The sequence below is a fragment of the Citrobacter sp. Cb041 genome, from assembly GCF_030336655.1.
Taxonomy (GTDB): domain Bacteria; phylum Pseudomonadota; class Gammaproteobacteria; order Enterobacterales; family Enterobacteriaceae; genus Citrobacter; species Citrobacter braakii.
In genome coordinates this window covers 437,752-455,406 of the sequence record NZ_JAOWDD010000043.1, presented here as the reverse complement: position 1 = coordinate 455,406, position 17,655 = coordinate 437,752, and the positions used below count along the sequence as shown (strand labels likewise).

13 protein-coding genes are annotated in these 17,655 nt (G+C 52.1%); 2 read left to right on the top strand and 11 right to left on the bottom strand.

Annotated elements, in window-relative coordinates; translation table 11 throughout:
- Window position 1 precedes the first annotated feature (1 nt).
- The 7 genes from wcaD to OGV52_RS22895 all read right to left on the bottom strand — a co-directional run bounded on the left by wcaD (window position 2) and on the right by OGV52_RS22895 (window position 7,615).
- Complete coding sequence (gene wcaD / locus OGV52_RS22925) at window positions 2–1,219, bottom strand: colanic acid polymerase WcaD (RefSeq protein WP_016153589.1); 1,218 nt, start codon at window positions 1,217–1,219, stop codon at window positions 2–4.
- Window positions 1,194–2,411, bottom strand: a complete 1,218-nt coding sequence (gene wcaC, locus OGV52_RS22920) for a colanic acid biosynthesis glycosyltransferase WcaC (RefSeq protein WP_287109213.1) — start codon at window positions 2,409–2,411, stop codon at window positions 1,194–1,196. Before wcaC ends, wcaD begins: the two co-directional genes overlap by 26 nt.
- The gene (gene wcaB / locus OGV52_RS22915; protein ID WP_016156923.1) at window positions 2,408–2,896 is read right to left on the bottom strand and encodes a colanic acid biosynthesis acetyltransferase WcaB; all 489 of its coding nucleotides are present in this window, start codon (window positions 2,894–2,896) and stop codon (window positions 2,408–2,410) included. Before wcaB ends, wcaC begins: the two co-directional genes overlap by 4 nt.
- A 2-nt stretch (window positions 2,897–2,898) precedes the next feature.
- Window positions 2,899–3,741 carry a colanic acid biosynthesis glycosyltransferase WcaA gene (gene wcaA / locus OGV52_RS22910; RefSeq protein ID WP_287109211.1) on the bottom strand — a complete coding sequence of 281 codons (843 nt, stop codon included), beginning with the start codon at window positions 3,739–3,741 and terminating at the stop codon, window positions 2,899–2,901.
- 120 nt (window positions 3,742–3,861) lie between these two features.
- Window positions 3,862–6,024 carry a tyrosine-protein kinase Wzc gene (gene wzc / locus OGV52_RS22905; RefSeq protein WP_016156924.1) on the bottom strand — a complete coding sequence of 721 codons (2,163 nt, stop codon included), beginning with the start codon at window positions 6,022–6,024 and terminating at the stop codon, window positions 3,862–3,864.
- Window positions 6,021–6,470 carry a low molecular weight protein-tyrosine-phosphatase Wzb gene (gene wzb / locus OGV52_RS22900; protein ID WP_016156925.1) on the bottom strand — a complete coding sequence of 150 codons (450 nt, stop codon included), beginning with the start codon at window positions 6,468–6,470 and terminating at the stop codon, window positions 6,021–6,023. The genes wzc and wzb overlap by 4 nt, the downstream gene beginning before the upstream one ends.
- A gap of 5 nt (window positions 6,471–6,475) precedes the next feature.
- Window positions 6,476–7,615, bottom strand: a complete 1,140-nt coding sequence (locus tag OGV52_RS22895) for a polysaccharide export protein (RefSeq protein WP_016153595.1) — start codon at window positions 7,613–7,615, stop codon at window positions 6,476–6,478.
- A 654-nt stretch (window positions 7,616–8,269) separates the two neighbouring features.
- Between OGV52_RS22895 and OGV52_RS22890 the strand changes: the two genes are divergently transcribed.
- Window positions 8,270–9,853, top strand: a complete 1,584-nt coding sequence (locus tag OGV52_RS22890; RefSeq protein ID WP_019077138.1) for a TerC family protein — start codon at window positions 8,270–8,272, stop codon at window positions 9,851–9,853.
- 44 nt (window positions 9,854–9,897) lie between these two features.
- Here OGV52_RS22890 and asmA read toward each other — a convergent pair whose 3' ends face one another.
- From asmA to udk, 3 genes are all read right to left on the bottom strand, one after another.
- A complete protein-coding gene (asmA, locus tag OGV52_RS22885; RefSeq protein ID WP_103766506.1) occupies window positions 9,898–11,748 on the bottom strand; it encodes an outer membrane assembly protein AsmA in 1,851 nt (616 codons plus the stop codon).
- A 25-nt stretch (window positions 11,749–11,773) separates the two neighbouring features.
- On the bottom strand, window positions 11,774–12,355 hold the full coding sequence (gene dcd / locus OGV52_RS22880) for a dCTP deaminase (protein WP_016153598.1): 582 nt from the start codon (window positions 12,353–12,355) through the stop codon (window positions 11,774–11,776).
- A 91-nt stretch (window positions 12,356–12,446) separates the two neighbouring features.
- Window positions 12,447–13,088 (bottom strand): uridine kinase, encoded by a 642-nt coding sequence (gene udk, locus OGV52_RS22875; protein ID WP_003036776.1) that lies wholly within the window; start codon window positions 13,086–13,088, stop codon window positions 12,447–12,449.
- Window positions 13,089–13,403: 315 nt separating this feature from the next.
- On the opposite strand from udk, the gene OGV52_RS22870 reads away from it, so the two are divergent.
- Window positions 13,404–16,733: a diguanylate cyclase gene (locus OGV52_RS22870; protein ID WP_019077140.1), complete on the top strand. Its 3,330-nt coding sequence runs from the start codon at window positions 13,404–13,406 to the stop codon at window positions 16,731–16,733.
- Here OGV52_RS22870 and alkA read toward each other — a convergent pair.
- A complete protein-coding gene (gene alkA / locus OGV52_RS22865) occupies window positions 16,701–17,570 on the bottom strand; it encodes a DNA-3-methyladenine glycosylase 2 (RefSeq protein WP_287109209.1) in 870 nt (289 codons plus the stop codon). The two genes, OGV52_RS22870 and alkA, sit on opposite strands and share 33 nt — an antisense overlap.
- Between the last annotated feature and the right edge of the window lie 85 nt (window positions 17,571–17,655).

The following is a 17,655-nucleotide window of genomic DNA, read 5'->3' as shown; positions in this document are numbered from 1 at the left end:
TCTACCTCGCTATATTCAGTGCCTTGCGCAAAATAAACGGACATACAATTAAAAATGCGTATTCCGGACTAAATACTGAACCTGTAAAAAACAGCGACAGCGGCGTAAAAAGATAAAGCTGCACCCGATAATTCTGATTATCACCAAACGCATTGATCATCATCTTCATGACTTTCCCCATGTACCACAGGGCTAATATCACCGCGAACCATGAAAAATAAATAATCAGCAGATACAAGCCATTGTCTATCGTTTTACCAACATCTGCACCGTTAAAAATTCCGAATGACGCAACATATTCATAAAGCGAGCCGAATCTCACTACCCCATCAACGTTAAGTAACGAATAACCGACCATTACTAATGGTCCCACGATACGATAATACGATGATGAGCCCTCAGTTCCTAAATCTCCAAGCCGTGTCGCGATGTACGGAAACGCAAATATCACACCAACAACAAACACGCTTAATGAGATTATCGCCAGCGGCAACTTCTTTTTTATCGCATCTTTATTCAGATACTGGAACGCCCACTCCAGGAGGTAAAACAAAATAAATGTCATTACCCCTGAAAACGATCCTGATAATATTATCCCTGCCAGAATCATAGCATCGGACTTAGGCGTTTTGATACCAAACTGTTTGATACTGAGCCAAATTGAGATTAACGCCAGAGCGAAGAATGCCGGTTCGAAATAGAGTGCAGTGGTACGCTTCCCACCAAACTTAATAAAGTTCAGAACATAGCTATTACTGTAAATAAGATATTTCGAAATAACTTCCATTAAACTGCTGCCGCCACTAAGAATTATCTGCGCCATTTCCACCGCAGCTAACCCCACCACCAGGCCCACAACCAGCCAGAAAAAACGCAAGATCTTAATGTAGTTATGCGGCGAAATGGTTTTGAAGCGAATACTCCACACCATACCGATAATCACCACGGTATAGACAAACAGCATTGCGGACGTCACGTACTTGCTGGCATCCAGTGATTGTCCGAACAGATAGTTAAACGCCGTCAGTCCGCCTCCTACGCCCAGCGCAATCATTAATTTTTTAATATTGATGCGCTCGACAAACAGCAACAGCAGAACGGGCAAAAACGTGACGATAGTTATCGGGAAGCTCTCGCCAAGCTGGGCGAGTTTGACGTTAACCAGCAGATAAAGCAGCGGTAGCACCAGATAGCTACAGATTCTGATAGAACGAGACATACTCCTCCAGCATCTGTTGCCCACTATATGCCACCCGGCTGCGCTGGCTGAACGCGGCAAGCGACGTGTCAAATACCGCCTGCGCAATGTCTGATCTTTTCAGTTGCACCAGGTGCAAAACATCCGCTTCGCTGAACGTTTTGCCGCCCGATTTCGCCAGCACTTCCTGCGCGGCATCGCTGTGCGTAGCAATCACCGGTACGCCGATGGAAAGCGCTTCGCACAGAATCAGCGGGTAGTTATCAACGCGCGAGCTGAACACCAGCCCATCCATCTCGTTAAGCGCGCTCATCAACGTGCGCTTATCGCTCTCAAACCCGTGATTGATGACGTTATCCCCGACAAACGGGGAAAATTTGCCGAAGGTATGCAGCTCAATTTTGTCTCCGAGCGCAATCATCGCTCGCACCAGTTGCTGACTGGTTTTTCCGTCATAGCGCAGGTCATGGGCCACCACGGCGATTTTCGGTCTGCCGCTTTCCTCATGCTTAGCGGGAAGTTCGGCAAGAATGGCTTCCGTTGCCACATCGATGCCGTTGTTAATAATGCGGCAACGACCGGCGCCATACAGACTGTTGAATGCATCGGCCACATGCTGACTGGGCGAGATGAACTGGCAGCCCAGCGCCAGCATGGCGCGAAACATCTGCCGTTTACCGGGCAACTGTTGATGGGCTTTATCGATTTTTACCGGCGGATAGTTACTGAGCGTTGGACATTTCTGACAGCCCGTTTTCCAGCTTTCGCAACCATCGGTAAAGGCACAGCGCCCGGTCACGCTCCAGTGATCGTGCAGCGTCCAGACGAAGGTGATATCCGGTTTATGCGCCTTCACTTTTTGGCAAAAGGCGACCACCTCTTCCAGATTCAACCAGTAGCTGTGCAACACATGAAAATGCAGTACCAGCGGGCCGGAAGTGCGGGTTACCGTACGGTATAACTTGTCGAGATTGCCAAACATGTCGCGGTTCACGAAACGAAACAGCGCAATGTTCGCCGCCGACGTCAGACGTGGCGTATGTTTGATAACCTGCGGGTAATTCTCGTGGCTGACGCTTTTCTTACCGCCTTTGCCATAGCCGTAGACAAAATGCGATGACAGCCCTTTCTCCAGCGCCCTCAGATGCAAATCTAACGCCACGCCTGCCGCCCCGCCTTCTGCGAGTCGCACATTAAACTGTAATATCTTCATTTTATTACCTTCACCCGTGCCTTCTCGCCCACGACCAGCGTATTGTCCGGGATGCTGTCCACTACGACGCTCCCGGCGCCAATCGTCACGTTATCGCCAATGGCAACGCCGCCAAGCAGAGTGACATTGGCCCCCAGCTCAACGCCGTTACCGATGACCGGACAGGACAGATCGTTGCCGCCAAGATTGCCGATGGTGACGCCATGGCGCAGGGTGAAATCATCCCCCGCCACCACGTGTTTATTGATCACCACCCCATAGCCATGATGGATGGTGAAACGACGACCAATAGATGCAGCGGCCTGGATTTCATAGCCAAACACGCATTCAGTGATAAGGCGATACATCACCAGCACCGGCGCCGCCCACAGGTTGTTCAAGACATTTTTTTTACGCCAGACGGAGCAAAAATGGGCAATCCGATAGGCCACCACCATGCAGCAGGGTCGCAGACTCCAGCCGTTCGCGCGTAAATCTTCCAGCATACTTAGCGTCCTCGCAGTCCGTCGGCCAGGCGCTTACTATTGCGAACAGAAAGCAGCGTCAGCAACGTGCGCCAGTTCATCCGTTTATTGCGGATTTGGTAGAGGGTAAACAGCTGATATTTCTTGCTGGCCCGGTCAAATTTGCCTTTGTGCTTACGGTAGAACTGAAAGTAGCCAGAGAATTTATGCGGGGATGAGGTAATACGTATTTCACCGTGATTCACATGCAGGATCTGCGTTGCCTCTTTTACCTTCCACGGTTTGCCATACGCCACCACCATGCGCAGGAAAATGTCATAATCCTGCGCCGCTTTCAGCGTGGTATCGAACAGGCATGCTTTAAACCGCCAGGCCCAGGTAAACACCTGATTACCAATAATATTGCGCTTATAAAATTTACGGCGTGAATAAACGGCCTTCGGATAGAGCGGCAAACTGGTCGGCTGCGAATATACTTCGCCTTCACAGACATAGTCATTGGCATACAGAAACGCCCGCGTCACCAGATGATGGCGATAATTGAGAAATACGCTCAGGCGGTTCGGCGTCCATTCATCATCATCATCAATACCCGTAATATATTGCCCACTGGCCTGCATGATGGCCTGATTACGCACCGCACAGGCTCCGGAGTTAGTGGGATTACGCGTATACGACACACGCGGATCGTTGAGCTCTTCAACAAATTGCTGCAGTTGCTCATACGAGGAAGAGCAATCATCCACAATGATCATCTCCCAGTGAGGATAGTCCTGGCGCAGTACCGATTTAATCGCCCGGATGGCCAGTTGCTGACGGTTCCAGGTGGGCATATAAATTGAAATTAGCGGGTTGTCTATCGTCATTTTCGTTTCCCAGATATCCCCGTCATACTTCAAGTTGCATCTGCGTTGGCTTTCCTGCAACTCGAATTATTTAGGGTATAAATATGTTTTTGTGGGCCGCTATCCGGCAATGTTCGTAATCTATTTCGTATCCGAGGTGTACTCGTATTCGTAGTAACCGTAATCCTGATACCCGCTGGCACGGCGGAAGATCGAGTTCAGGATCACCCCTTTCACCTGAATGCCGTTTTGCTCGAAGCGACTCAGGCTGGTTTCCACCTCTTTCAGCGTGTTGACCGCGTAACGCGCCACCATCAGCGTGGTTCCAACGTGACGACCCACGATAGCCGCGTCGGTCACCGCCAGTATTGGCGGGGTATCGATCAGCACCAGGTCATAGTGCGAGCTGGCCCATGCAATCAGTTCGCCAAAGCGTTCACTCATCAGCAGTTCGGAGGGGTTGGGGGGAATTTGTCCGCGAGGGATCAGATCGAAATGTGGAATCGATGTCGGTTTCGCGCTGGATGAGATATCCCCCTTGCCGATGAGGATCTCAGACAGACCGTTAACGTTATTGGTCCCCAGCAGCTCGTGGGTATAGCCTTTGCGCATGTCGCAGTCGATCAACAGCACGCGTTTGTTGGTCTGACTAACGACCGCCGCCAGGTTGGCGCAGACAAACGTTTTACCAATCGACGGGCTGACGCCGGTCAGCATCAAGACGTTGTTGCGCGCCTGCATCATGGCAAAGTGCAGGCTGGTACGCAGGCTGCGGACCGCTTCTATCGCAAGATCCGTCGGATTCCCCACTGCCAGCAACTGGCTTTGCTTGTAGCGTTTCACGCCTTTAATGGTTTGCACGTTATCGCGAGCTTTTTGCCATTCTGATAGTGGAATGCTGGCATACACGCTGATGCCATGCTCTTCCAGCGCCTGTGGGCTTTCAATGCCGCGATTAAACAGGGAACGCAGCAGTACGCCCACCACTGAAAGCATCAAACCAAGAATGATGCTGCCGAGAATAATCAGCGTCGTTTTCGGCTTCAGCACGCCTGGCTGGGCAATCGCGGGATCGACGATGCGTACATCTCCGACCGTACTGGCCTCGGTAATCTTCAGCTCCTGCTGCTTGTTCAGCAGCTGCATATAGACCTGCTGGCCGGACTCCACGTCACGCGTCAGGCGGACAATTTCCTGCTGCGTTTTCGGCATCGCCGTTACGCGCCCGTTCAGCTTGCTTTTCTCATCTTCCAGCGCCTGGCGTTTTTCCAGCAAGGTGCGGTACGCAGGGTGCGCTTTGGTGAACAGCTTGGAAATCTCCGCTTCTTTGAAGGTCAGCTCATTAAGCTGCGCATCAATATTCACCATGGAATCCAGCACCGCTTTGGCTTCCAGCGGCAAATCCACGGAGTCTTTGTCCTGACGAAAGGCATTCAGCTTGTTTTCGGCAACGTCCAGCCGGTTACGCACCTCGGGCAACTGCTTTGCCAGAAACGCCAGACTTTTGGCGGCCTCTTCAGATTTACGCTCCACGTTTTGTTGCAGATAGTTGCGGGTAATACTGTCAAGGATCTGGCGGATTTGCTCGCGGTCTTCGCCGGTAAAGGTCAGGCTCAGTACGCCAGTGTCTTTGCCGGTTTCCGTCACCATCAGATTATTTTGCAGGGTGTTGATCATGCCCAGCGTGGAGAATTTGCTGACGGTAAATTGGCTCTCAGGGCTGGCATGGATCGCCTCGACCAGCATCGTCACGCCGTCATGTTTCAGCACCTGCCCAACCTGCCCCTGGGCGCTAAAACCTCCGTCACTCACCAGCTGATAACTTTTGTCATTCAGCACGCTTAGCGTGAAGGTCTGTTCATTCATTGCCTTTGGCAGCGTGAAAGTCGTCACGTTAACCGTTTCGTTCTGGCGCCCCATCAACCGATCCCAACCCGCGCCAAAAATGGGGAACGTATCTTTGGTAACCGCGATATCCAGGTTGAGATCGTCTACCGTTTTCCCCAATACCAGCCGTGACTGGATGAGCTGAATTTCCGCTTCAGAGGCCGGAGGTTTGTTCGACAACGCCGAGCCAATATCCTGCACCAGTGAATTTCCGGTATTTTGCTCAATTTGCACCAGCGCGTCCGCACTGTAGATCGGAGTGGCAAACAGCGTGTAGACCGCTGCGCATAATGCAAATGCCGCAGTAATACCAAGCACCCACCAGCGGGCTTCCACCACCGTTGCCACCAGACGGCCAATATCAATTTCATCATTGCCCGTTACCGGCGCAGCAGACTGTTTTACTTTTTCTGTCATTGTTTTCCCTGCTCTGCGTTCAATGCCTGAGCCCATTGGCGTGCAGACCGTTCAAGTAATGCGTACACCGCGTCAAACGCATCACGACTTTTACGATACGGATCGGGAATTTCGCGCTCGCTGTCCCAGTGACCAAACAACATCACTTTGCCGCGCATCTCCGGCACCATTTCACACAGGGCAGAGATATGGCGTTTTTCCATGGTCAGGATCAGGTCATACTCCCGGCACATTCGTCCCGAGATCTGCCGGGCACAATGATTCTCCAGTGACAGGTTGTGCGCCTGCGCCACGCTGATGGCGCACGGGTCCGCGCCTTTGCCTACCAACGCCCCGAGACCGGCAGAAGAGACCGTCAACGCCGGGTGAAATTGCCTTAACAAGCGCTCTGCCGTCGGAGAGCGGCAAATGTTCCCCACACAGACAACTAAGATTTTGTTAAACATGACGATTACCAGTTGTGAAGGTCGCTGGCCGTGTCCGTCATATAGCGAACACCGCTAATAGTCGGCAGCAACTGATTGATCAAACGGTTCCAGCGAGCAACCGGCGCGGTAGTGACGTACACCACATCGTATGGCTGGAGTCGGAATGACGTCGCCATCACCAGCGATGTCGCATCGGACATATCAAGCTGATAGATATTGGCAATCTTGCCGTTGTTCCCGCCCTCGCCTTTCAATGGACGAATAACGAAAATGCCGCTGGCATTGGAGGTGGTCAGGTCAATACCTTCCGCGTTGCCGAGCGCTTCGGTGAGCGTCATGCCGCTGAAGTCCATTTTGAGGGTGCTCTGTTTTTTCACTTCCCCCATTACGAAGACTTTCAAATCGTCATTACGCGGAACAAACAGGATGTCGCCAGGATAGAGCAGACGGTTCTGGCTCAGGTCGCCATTTTGCATTAGCGCTTGCAGTGAAATACGTTGCTCCTGCCCTTTATGAGTCAGTACAACGTTGCGCCAGTCTGCCGCCTCGGTGAGACCGCCTGCGGCGTTAATGGCATCGAGAATGGTAAGCGGCACGTTGGTGATGGCCTGCTGGCCGGATTTGTTCACCTGCCCGGAGACATAGGCCTTCTGCGAACGGAAAGCGGCGATATTAACGTCCACCTGCGGGTCAGCAATGTACTTCGCTAAGCGCCCGGTAATATCACTACGAATTTCGGCCAACGTTTTCCCTGACACGCTAACTTTGCCGATGTAGGGGTAAAACATGGTGCCATCAGGCTGCACCCAGTTGCCGGCATCACTTGAGCTACGATACTGCCCGGCCGGCGTGGTGAGTTCAGGATGATCCCAGACGGTGACATTCAGGACATCGCCCGGGCCGACCCGGTACTGATACCCGGCAATCTCCTGGTCGAGAGACATATTAGGCTGCGCAACATTTGGTCGGGGACGTAATTGTTCGACCAGTCGTGGGGTGAGTGGATAAACATTCACCATGCGATCGATATCAAAATCAGCGTCCTGCTGTTTAATCACATCTTTGCCCATCGTAGACATATTGCTGCCCGGAAGCACGGTACAACCGTTTATCAAGATTACCGATACCAATACAGGCATCAATTTAAGTTTGGATTTCATCATTGATTATTTATCACTTTGGCAGAGTAATTATCACGTGCGATCTAAATAGCGACTTCGCCTGTACGCATTTACCTTGCCGTTAATTGAAAAGGAATTTAACTGGCATCTGTCCTAAAAAAAATGAATTCATCTGCGGTCTCTTGACAGAATAATTTAGGCTCGTCTCAGGCGACCAGACACGCTACCGCCCCTGGCTTCATTAGCTACCAATGCACTGATTAATTTAAATTTTTATCTTCCCCTTTATTTTCATCACATTCACAACGGGAACGCATCAGGAATAGCGCCGCTGGTTGATAAGGAAATATTTATCTTTTGATTATTACCGGAGGAATTGTTGCAGCTAAGCGAATATCAGGCAAGGTAACAAGTTACCGACAACTTGCTTTTAAGATTAATATTAAGCGTTGAATTTGTATATTTTTAGGATTTTATTGATATTGACAACATTAATATATAAATATCCCACCTGCGATATTTCTTAAAGAGCTTTGGATTAATAATATTATTTCCTGTAGTTACATTAAGGCTAATATCCCGTACCTGGTTGTAATAGGCTACAGAGAAATCCCTCCTCGCCATTGCATTTTTCGCCAGTTTTACCCATGATCGAATTGTGACAATTGTCATACAACTATGGGTATAGCATTTACTATGGAATGGATTGCCGATCCGTCAATCTGGGCCGGACTCGTCACGCTAATCGTGATCGAACTTGTTCTTGGCATTGATAATCTTGTTTTTATTGCCATCCTCGCGGAGAAACTGCCTCCTGCCCAGCGGGATAAGGCGCGTATTACCGGGCTACTGCTGGCGATGGTCATGCGCCTGCTGCTGTTGGCATCAATATCATGGCTGGTAACGCTGACCACGCCGCTATTCAGCATTCGCGGCCTGAGCTTCAGCGCGCGCGATCTGATCATGCTGTTCGGCGGTTTCTTCCTGTTGTTTAAAGCCACCATGGAGCTAAACGAACGGCTGGAAGGCAAAGACAGCGAGAACCCGACCCAGCGTAAAGGCGCTAAGTTCTGGGGCGTCGTCGCGCAAATAGTCGTGCTGGACGCCATCTTCTCCCTGGATTCCGTCATTACCGCCGTGGGGATGGTCGATCACCTGGCGGTAATGATGGCCGCGGTGATTATTGCCATCAGCCTGATGGTGCTTGCCAGCAAGTCGCTGACGCGCTTTGTCAACAGCCATCCCACTATCGTCATTCTGTGCCTGAGCTTCTTGCTGATGATTGGTTTCAGTCTGGTCGCCGATGGGTTTGGTTTCCATATTCCGAAAGGTTACCTGTACGCCGCCATCGGCTTCTCGGTCATGATAGAAGCATTGAACCAGTTAGCTATCTTTAACCGCCGTCGCTTCCTGTCAGCCAACCATACCCTGCGCCAGCGCACCGCCGAGGCGGTAATGCGACTGCTGAGCGGGCAAAAAGAAGACGCCGAACTGGATGCCGAAACCGCGGCAATGCTGGCAGACCATCATGAAGGCCAAATTTTTGCCCCTCAGGAACGGCGGATGATTGAACGTGTGCTGAACCTTAATCAGCGTACGGTCAGCAGCATCATGACCTCGCGCCATGATATTGAGCACATCGACCTCAATGCGCCGGAAACAGAAATCCGCGCTTTGCTAGAAAAAAACCAGCATACGCGTCTGGTGGTCACCGGCGAAGATGAGCAGGAAGACTTGCTGGGCGTGGTGCATGTCATCGACCTGCTGCAGCAATCTCTTCGCGGCGAGCCGCTCGACTTACGCGTCTTGATTCGCCAGCCGTTGGTGTTCCCGGAAACTCTGCCGCTGCTTCCGGCGCTTGAGCAGTTCCGTAACGCCCGGACGCACTTCGCTTTTGTGGCGGATGAATTTGGGTCAGTTGAAGGGATTGTTACGCTCAGTGATGTGATGGAAACCATCGCCGGTAACCTGCCAAATGAGGTAGAGGAGATTGACGCCCGCCATGACATTCAGAAAAACGCAGATGGTTCATGGACCGCTAACGGACACATGCCGTTGGAAGATCTGGTGCAGTATGTGCCTATCCCGTTAGATGATAAGCGTGAATATCACACCATTGCCGGACTGTTAATGGAGTATTTGCAGCGCATCCCGAAAACCGGGGAGGAAGTTCAGGTTGGCGACTATCGACTAAAAACCCTGCAGGTGGAAAATCATCGCGTGCAAAAAGTCCAACTGATACCGCTGCACAGTGAAGAAGAGATGGATTACGAGGTGTAAATCACGAGCCGGAGGCGGCATCGACCGCCATCCGGCAATATGAATCAGAGTTTATCCAGCAACTTTTTAACATCTTTACCGTTGCGGGAGTCTTTATTGCGATCGGCCCAATCGTTAAGGCGACGTTTCGCTTCATCCTGCAAATGCTTACGCAAAATCTGGTCGACTTGCAGACTGTAGTTTAGCGCCTGCCACTGACCGTAGACTCTGAGAGGAACCGGGGTAGCCTTCAGGAAGTTAATCAGCTTACTTTCGCCATCCCAGCCACCCAGCACGCGAATGTTAAACAGCGTGTCGCAATTCAGCTTCACCAGATCCAGCGTTCCCTTGCCGGTCAGCGCCAGCATCGCCGACTCACCCGCCATGTTATCCAGCGTAACCTCGCCGTTATCCAGCGTCATATCGGTTACAAAATGATCCAACCGGGTCACGTTATCCAGGTTTTGCTGAGCTTTAACATCCCCACCGCTACGTTCGACGGCCTGTTGTATCATCTGCTGGAAGTTCATTCCTTCCATTCGCGTATCGCTCATTTCGACATGGGCCTGCCCTTGCCAGCTATGACGAAACGCCTGGGCATCAATATCTGAGCCAGAGAAATCCCCTGCCAGTGACAGCTTACCGGTGAGGGCGATGGGGTAGTCGAAGGCTTTCAGGATAGTACCAATTTCTACGCCTTCCAGGCGCGGATGGAAGACCGCTCGCGGCTGTCCTTTTCTGGCATCCAGCATACCAGGAAGCGACACCAGCCCGCCGTCACTTTTCCCCTGCAACTGCGTAACGTTCAACAAGCCGAACTGGTTGTCAATTTTTGCCGAGACATTGTCAAACGCCATTTTCCGCCACAGCACTTTGTCAGCTTGCAACGCGATGTCTGCCGAAAATCCCTTCAGTCCCTGATACGAAACGGCATCAACCTGGGAAGCAATGACGGGGCGCGCCAGCGTTGACTGACTCTGACCTTGCTGAACCTCACCGTTCGTCGTCACAGCCTCACGTTGTACGAGCAGATTGTCCAGATTGAGCTGACCAAACTTCAGGTCGACGGCCCATTCTGGTTTATCCAACAATGTCACATGAACTTGCCCGGCGAGAGAGCTGTCGTTAGCGGTCAAATGAATCTGGCTAAACGCGAGCTGTTTTTTCTCTTCCAGCCACTGCGCCTGAAACTGTCCCTGGCCTTTGATCCCCTGCGCCGGTAGATCGGCCCCCTGCAATTGCCAGCTTAGCTGCTCAATATTCGCGGATAAGTTATGCGGATAGTCGGAGGCATCAACGCTGCCGTTGAAGGATAACGCGAGGTCACGCTGATCGCGGTTAACGCGCCCGGAGAAATCAAACGTGCCGCGGTGCTGGTTATCCTGTTCCATATCCAGACGAATATCGCGAACCGTGACCTGTTCATCGTCTTCATGCTGGAATACCAGAACGCTATCGGCAACACGCAGGCGGGCAATATCAAACGACCATCCTCTGTCTTCAGCCAGGTCGGGCAACGTATTGTCTTTTGGGGCAACGGGCGCATCTTTGCCGCGCACCGCTTCAGTTTGCGGGGTCAGTTGAATCACCGCGCCTTTGAGCATCACCTGCTTCACACTGAGCTGGTGACTCAACAGCGGCCACAACGCGACGTCAAGACGCATATTGTCGGCACGAATCAGGGGTTCGCTGGCGCCTTCAGCCGTTAACACCATGCGCCCCGAGAGGATACTCAGTTGAGGCCATACGTGCCAACGCAGAGGGCCATCCAACTGCAGCTGATATCCGCTACGCGCAGCAACCTGCTTGACCATATATGCGCGGAAATCATTCGGATTCACCAACAGTACTAACGCAGAAAAACCGGCCACCAGCACGACCAGTAGAATCATCAGCGTCGTCAGAAATCGTCTCATGCTATCCCCAATGGACTGAAAATACTCAGTCTTTATCGATCCGGCTGGCAACGGCGCCCTGCTGATCGCGATACTTTGCATCCTGACGACGGTTGTAAGGTCGCGCCGCCGGACCGGAAAGCGGTTCGAAGCTTAATGCGCCAATCGGCATGCCAGGACGCAGGGCCAGCGGTAGTTTTCCGGAGTTGTAAAACTCCAGTACGATGCAGCCAGACCAGCCCGGATCGATACGGTGTGCGGTGACGTGTACCATCAGTCCCAGACGCGCCAGCGAAGAGCGGCCATCTAACCAACCCACAAGATCGGAAGGCAGCGTCACGGATTCGAACGTCACTGCCAGCGCCAGTTCGCCCGGATGCAGGAAAAATGCCTCGCCGTCTTTGAGGACGATTTCATCACTCATCACGCGATCCAGCGCGGCGCTGACTTCATCTTTCGGTCCGCTCAGATCGATATACGCTGCCGTATGCCCGCGGAACGTACGGAATTTGTTGCCAAGGCGCACATCTACCGTGGCGCCGTTGATTCGCTCGACAGGAGGGCGTGGATTGATCGACAGACGACCTTGATCCAACCAGGCTTCAATATCTCGGTCACATAAACGCATGGCACTTTCTCCTTTCGTGCTTCAACCCCTTAATGCCAGGTGCATTAAGGGTGAACCAGGTTATCACTGAACGGTACACAATTCGCTGAACTTATTCAAAGAACTGACTGATTTTAGCCTTCAGAATATCGATGGCGATGCGGTTTTTACCCCCGCGCGGCACAATGATGTCGGCGTATTGTTTTGAAGGCTCAATAAATTGCAGGAACATCGGACGGACGGTTTTCTGATATTGCGCCATCACTGAATCCATTGAACGACCACGTTCGTTCACATCGCGCTTGATACGGCGCATCAGGCAAATATCCAGCGGGGTATCAACAAAAATAGAGAAGTTCATCTCATCACGCAAACGCGCATCCGTCAGCAGCAAAATGCCTTCCAGGATGATGACTTTCTTGGGTTCGATATGAATAGTGTCTTGCGTGCGCGTGTGCTCAACGTAGCTGTACACTGGCAGCTCAATGGCACTACCGCGTTTCAGCGTTTGCAGATGTTGGAACAGCAGGCTGTGATCCATCGCGTTCGGATGGTCGTAGTTGGTTTTTACACGCTCTTCCATCGATAGATGGCTTTGATCTTTGTAATAGCTGTCTTCGGGAATAACGCCAATATGTTCGTCACCGACTTGTTCACGCAATTCGCGATAAAGAGTACTGGCAATAAGACTCTTGCCGGAAGCCGATGCGCCGGCAATGCCGATAATGACGCACTGATGGGACTGATCAGTCATAAATTTAGCGACCTGATTAACCTGGATGTTAGGAAGGGCGGCGCCGAAACGCCAAACGCGGCAATTATAGGGATTTCAGCGGCGCGACGCCAGCCCAGGCTGCACCAATGCCTTCCCTGTCGCAAATTAAAACGGTCATATTTAAAGCATGCGCTACATTTATTCGCCAGCCTTAGTAATTAATAGCTTGAGAGTGTTAATTTATGAGCAGCTGGCGTATAAATTGTAAATTATTTGTACTAGCATAAACCCAGATTAAATGTGATGCGTCCGGCATCTCTACTGGGCGACAACGGCTATTTGGGTAGAGTGGTAATGAGTAAACAATCCCAACATGTTTTAGTTACCTTACCTCATCCTCTACTGCGCCTGGCCAGTTTAGGTCTGGTGGCTTTCATCTTTACGCTGTTCTCGCTGGAACTGTCTCGTTTCGGTGCGCAGCTGGCGCCGCTGTGGTTTCCGACCTCAATCATGATGGTGGCTTTTTACCGCCATGCGGGAAAAATGTGGCCGGGGATCGCGCTGGCGTGCTCATTGGGTAACATCGCGGGTTCTTTGCTCTTCTTCCCCGGCGAGTCGCTTAGCTTTACCTACACGGCCATCAACATTATTGAGGCTGTCGTGGGGGCAATGTTATTGCGCAAACTGCTGCCCTGGTACAATCCTTTACAAAATCTCAACGACTGGGCGCGCCTGGCATTCGGCAGCGCAGTGGTCCCTCCGCTGCTGGGCGGCGTATTACTCTGGTTATTATTACCGCAAGAAACGTCGTTAAATACCTTCCTCATTTGGGTGCTGTCAGAATCCATCGGCGCGCTGGCGCTGGTACCATTAGGTTTACTGTTTAAGCCACATTATCTGCTGCGCCACCGCAATCCGCGATTACTGCTTGAAACTCTGATTACGCTTCTGGTGACGTTAACGTTCAGTTGGCTGTCGATGATGTTCATTCCATGGCCGTTTACCTGCGTTATTGTCCTGTTGATGTGGAGCGCTGTCCGTCTGCCGCGTATGGAGGCGTTTTTAATTTTCCTCAGCACCGTGATGATGGTTTCGCTGATGTTGGCCGCTGACCCTTCGCTGCTCTACACCCCCAAACAGAACATGATGACCAGCATACCGTGGCTGCCGTTTTTGATGATCCTGTTGCCAGCCAATATGATGACCATGGTGATGTACGCGTTTCGGGCTGAACGCAAGCACATCTCAGAAAGCGAAGCGCGCTTTCGCAATGCTATGGAATATTCCGCAATTGGCATGGCGCTGGTCGGGACTGAGGGGCAATGGCTACAGGCCAATAAAGCCTTGTGCCAGTTTCTGGGCTATAGCCAGGAGGAGCTACGTTCGCTCACCTTCCAGCAATTAACCTGGCCGGAAGATTTGAACAATGACCTCGAACAGTTAAACATGCTGGCGCGCGGGGAAATTAACAGCTATTCCATGGAGAAGCGCTATTACACGCGCGCAGGCGAGGTGGTATGGGCCTTGCTGGCCGTTTCGCTGGTGCGCCATAGCGACACCACCCCACTCTACTTTATTGCGCAGATTGAGGACATTAACGATCTGAAGCACACCGAGTGGATGAACAAACGGCTGATGGAGCGCATTACGCTCGCTAATGAAGCCGGGGGAATCGGCATTTGGGAATGGGAGCTGCAGCCTGATGTGATCAGCTGGGATAAGCGTATGTTCGATCTCTACGAAGTCCCGGCACATATCAAGCCCAGCTGGCAAGTCTGGTATGAATGCGTTGTGCCTGAAGATCGCGAACACGCCGAAAATGTGATTCGCGATTCGCTGGCCGCACGAGCCCCGTTTAAGCTTGAGTTTCGTATCGCAGTAAAAGGTGGCATACGGCATATCCGCTCGTTGGCCAACCGGGTACTGAATAAAGACGGTGAAGTTGAACGCTTACTTGGCATCAATATGGATATGACCGAGGTGAAGCAGCTCAACGAAGCGCTGTTTCAAGAAAAAGAGCGTTTGCATATTACGCTGGACTCCATCGGCGAGGCGGTGATTTGTATTGATGTCGACATGAATGTGACCTTTATGAATCCGGTCGCTGAGAAAATGAGCGGCTGGCAGCAGGAAAACGCAATTGGCATTCCGCTCCTGACGGTACTGCGTATTACTTTCGGCGATAACGGTCCGCTGATGGAAAATATCTACAGCGCCGACATGTCGCGTAAGGCAATGGAACAAGAAGTCGTCCTGCATTGTCGCAACGGCAATAGTTATGACATTCAGTACAGCATCACGCCCCTCAGCACCCTTGATGGCGGCAGCATTGGCTCGGTGCTGGTCATTCAGGATGTCACCGAGTCACGTAAGATGCTGCGCCAGCTTAGCTACAGCGCTTCGCATGACGACCTGACGCAGTTGGCCAATCGGGTCAGCTTTGAAAACCATCTCAAACAGTTGCTGCATACGGTGCACGACGCGCACCAGAGTCATGTGCTGGTTTTTATCGATCTTGATCGTTTTAAAGCGGTGAACGATAGCGCAGGGCATGCCGCAGGCGATGCCCTGCTGCGCGAACTCTCTTCACTGATGCTAAGCATGCTGCGGTCCAGCGATATGCTGGCGCGCCTTGGCGGCGACGAGTTTGGTCTGTTGCTGCCGGATTGTAATATCGAAAGCGCCCGCTTCATCTCAGGTCGCATCATCAGTGCTATTAACGATTACCACTTCATGTGGGATGGCCGCTTGCACCGCATTGGCGCCAGTGCGGGAATTACGCTGATTGATGACAAAAACCATATCGCGACTGACGTCATGTCTCAGGCGGATATCGCCTGCTACGCGGCGAAAAACAGCGGACGTGGGCGTGTCTGCGTCTATGAACCCCAGCAAAGCCAGGCGCATGCCGCGCGTAGCCAACTGTCATTGGACGAACAAAAGCATACCATTATGCACAGCCCCATGCTGATGATCGCCAGAGGCGTGGCTTCTCCACGTATACCTGAGACGTTTAGCTTCTGGCTTATATCGCTACGCTTAGGGACCGCTGAAGGCGAAGTAATTGAAGAGCAAACATTCCGTACCGGGCTGGTCGATCCCACATTGAATCAAGCGCTCGACCGTCGGGTATTCAGCGAATTCTTCCAGAATGCGGCCCCGGCAGTCGCCAGCAAAGGCCTCAGTGTTGCGCTCCCCCTTTCCGCCGCCGGGCTGCTCAATTCAGAACTTGTTGATGAGCTGCTGGAACAATTGCAACATAGCCCGTTACCGCCACGCCTGCTGCACCTGACCGTTCCGGCCAGCGTCATCAAAACGAATCCAACGCAGGCGATATCCGCCCTGCATCGGCTACGTCAGTTCGGTTGTCGAATTGTGTTAAGTCAGGTCGGTCGTGATTTAGAGCTTTTTGACAATCTGAAATACCACATTGTCGATTACTTGTTGCTTGACAGCGAGCTAAGCGCCAGCGCTCACGGAGACCTGATTGACGAGATGTGGGTGTCCATTATCCAGGGCCATGCCCAGCGTCTGGACATTAAAAGCATCGCCGGTCCGGTGCAGTTGCCGCTTATTATGGATGCGCTTTCTGGCATCGGTATTGACATGATTTATGGCGACATTATTGCCAACGCCCAACCGCTGGATCTGCTACTGAATACCAGTAATTTCGCCATCAACTGACGGTTGCCAGCCATCCGTGTACCAGATATGCAAGAGTGCATAGGAGCGCCAGGGTTTCCAACGCTCTGCATACCGCCGGATCTGGGCTGGCGTCATGCCGGGAAAACGCTGTTTAATCAGATAATCATCCGGCAGAAAAACATCCTTCGCCTGCCAACCACGCAGCGCAAAATAGTTGGCGGTCCAGCGCCCTATTCCGGGAAACGTTTGTAGTTGCTTAACGCCTTGCTCAATATCGTCAGGCGCTACTGTCGCAAGCGTTCCTTCAAGCGTTGCACGCGCCAGGTGAATCAACGCTTCAGCGCGTTTGAGCGGCATCCCTAACGCTTTCAGGTGCAGAGGTTCGGCGTCAGCAAGCGCTTCAGGCGTGGGAAAAGAAACATACCCTGGCGCATCCTCCAGCGTGTCGCCATAAGCATGCGCGACTTTCGCTGTCAGTTTTGCCGCCATAGCCACGCTGACTAACTGCCCTAAAATCGCCCGTACCCCTTGCTCAAAAGCATCGACACATCCCGGCAGGCGCAGTCCCGGACGCGCCGCACCAAGGCTTCCCAGCGCGCTGACAATTTGCTGCGGGCAACAGGTAAGATCAAACAAGCGGGTTATTTTCGCCAGGCACTCGGGGGCGGCGGGTTGTAATCCCGAACTTAACGTCACGTGTAGCACATTGGCGTGCAAATCCGGTACGACGCGCACCAGACCCCGATGCTCCCCTACGGACAGGCTTCTGGTATAACTCAGTTCCTCCACCGTTTCGACACCGTCAACCGCACGGGCGGCAAGAAATCCCAGCATCCAGGGCCAGTCATAAGGCGGTTGCCAGCTCAGCATGAACATTCAGTTTTCCTTTTTATGCAAACCTACAGCATAAACGGTATTCAATCGATGCGCCTTGCTTTCATATTCCAGTTGTCGGAGCGTC

What these genes read in the sequence shown, in the direction of transcription:
- OGV52_RS22895 (WP_016153595.1), bottom strand. Translation starts at nt 7,615, where the DNA reads ATGATGAAATCCAAACTTAAATTGATGCCTGTATTGGTATCGGTAATC.
- wcaC (WP_287109213.1), bottom strand. Translation starts at nt 2,411, where the DNA reads ATGAAGATATTACAGTTTAATGTGCGACTCGCAGAAGGCGGGGCGGCA.
- alkA (WP_287109209.1), bottom strand. Translation starts at nt 17,570, where the DNA reads ATGTTCATGCTGAGCTGGCAACCGCCTTATGACTGGCCCTGGATGCTG.
- wcaD (WP_016153589.1), bottom strand. Translation starts at nt 1,219, where the DNA reads ATGTCTCGTTCTATCAGAATCTGTAGCTATCTGGTGCTACCGCTGCTT.
- udk (WP_003036776.1), bottom strand. Translation starts at nt 13,088, where the DNA reads ATGACTGATCAGTCCCATCAGTGCGTCATTATCGGCATTGCCGGCGCA.
- asmA (WP_103766506.1), bottom strand. Translation starts at nt 11,748, where the DNA reads ATGAGACGATTTCTGACGACGCTGATGATTCTACTGGTCGTGCTGGTG.
- OGV52_RS22870 (WP_019077140.1), top strand. Translation starts at nt 13,404, where the DNA reads ATGAGTAAACAATCCCAACATGTTTTAGTTACCTTACCTCATCCTCTA.
- wzb (WP_016156925.1), bottom strand. Translation starts at nt 6,470, where the DNA reads ATGTTTAACAAAATCTTAGTTGTCTGTGTGGGGAACATTTGCCGCTCT.
- dcd (WP_016153598.1), bottom strand. Translation starts at nt 12,355, where the DNA reads ATGCGTTTATGTGACCGAGATATTGAAGCCTGGTTGGATCAAGGTCGT.
- OGV52_RS22890 (WP_019077138.1), top strand. Translation starts at nt 8,270, where the DNA reads ATGGAATGGATTGCCGATCCGTCAATCTGGGCCGGACTCGTCACGCTA.
- wzc (WP_016156924.1), bottom strand. Translation starts at nt 6,024, where the DNA reads ATGACAGAAAAAGTAAAACAGTCTGCTGCGCCGGTAACGGGCAATGAT.
- wcaA (WP_287109211.1), bottom strand. Translation starts at nt 3,741, where the DNA reads ATGACGATAGACAACCCGCTAATTTCAATTTATATGCCCACCTGGAAC.
- wcaB (WP_016156923.1), bottom strand. Translation starts at nt 2,896, where the DNA reads ATGCTGGAAGATTTACGCGCGAACGGCTGGAGTCTGCGACCCTGCTGC.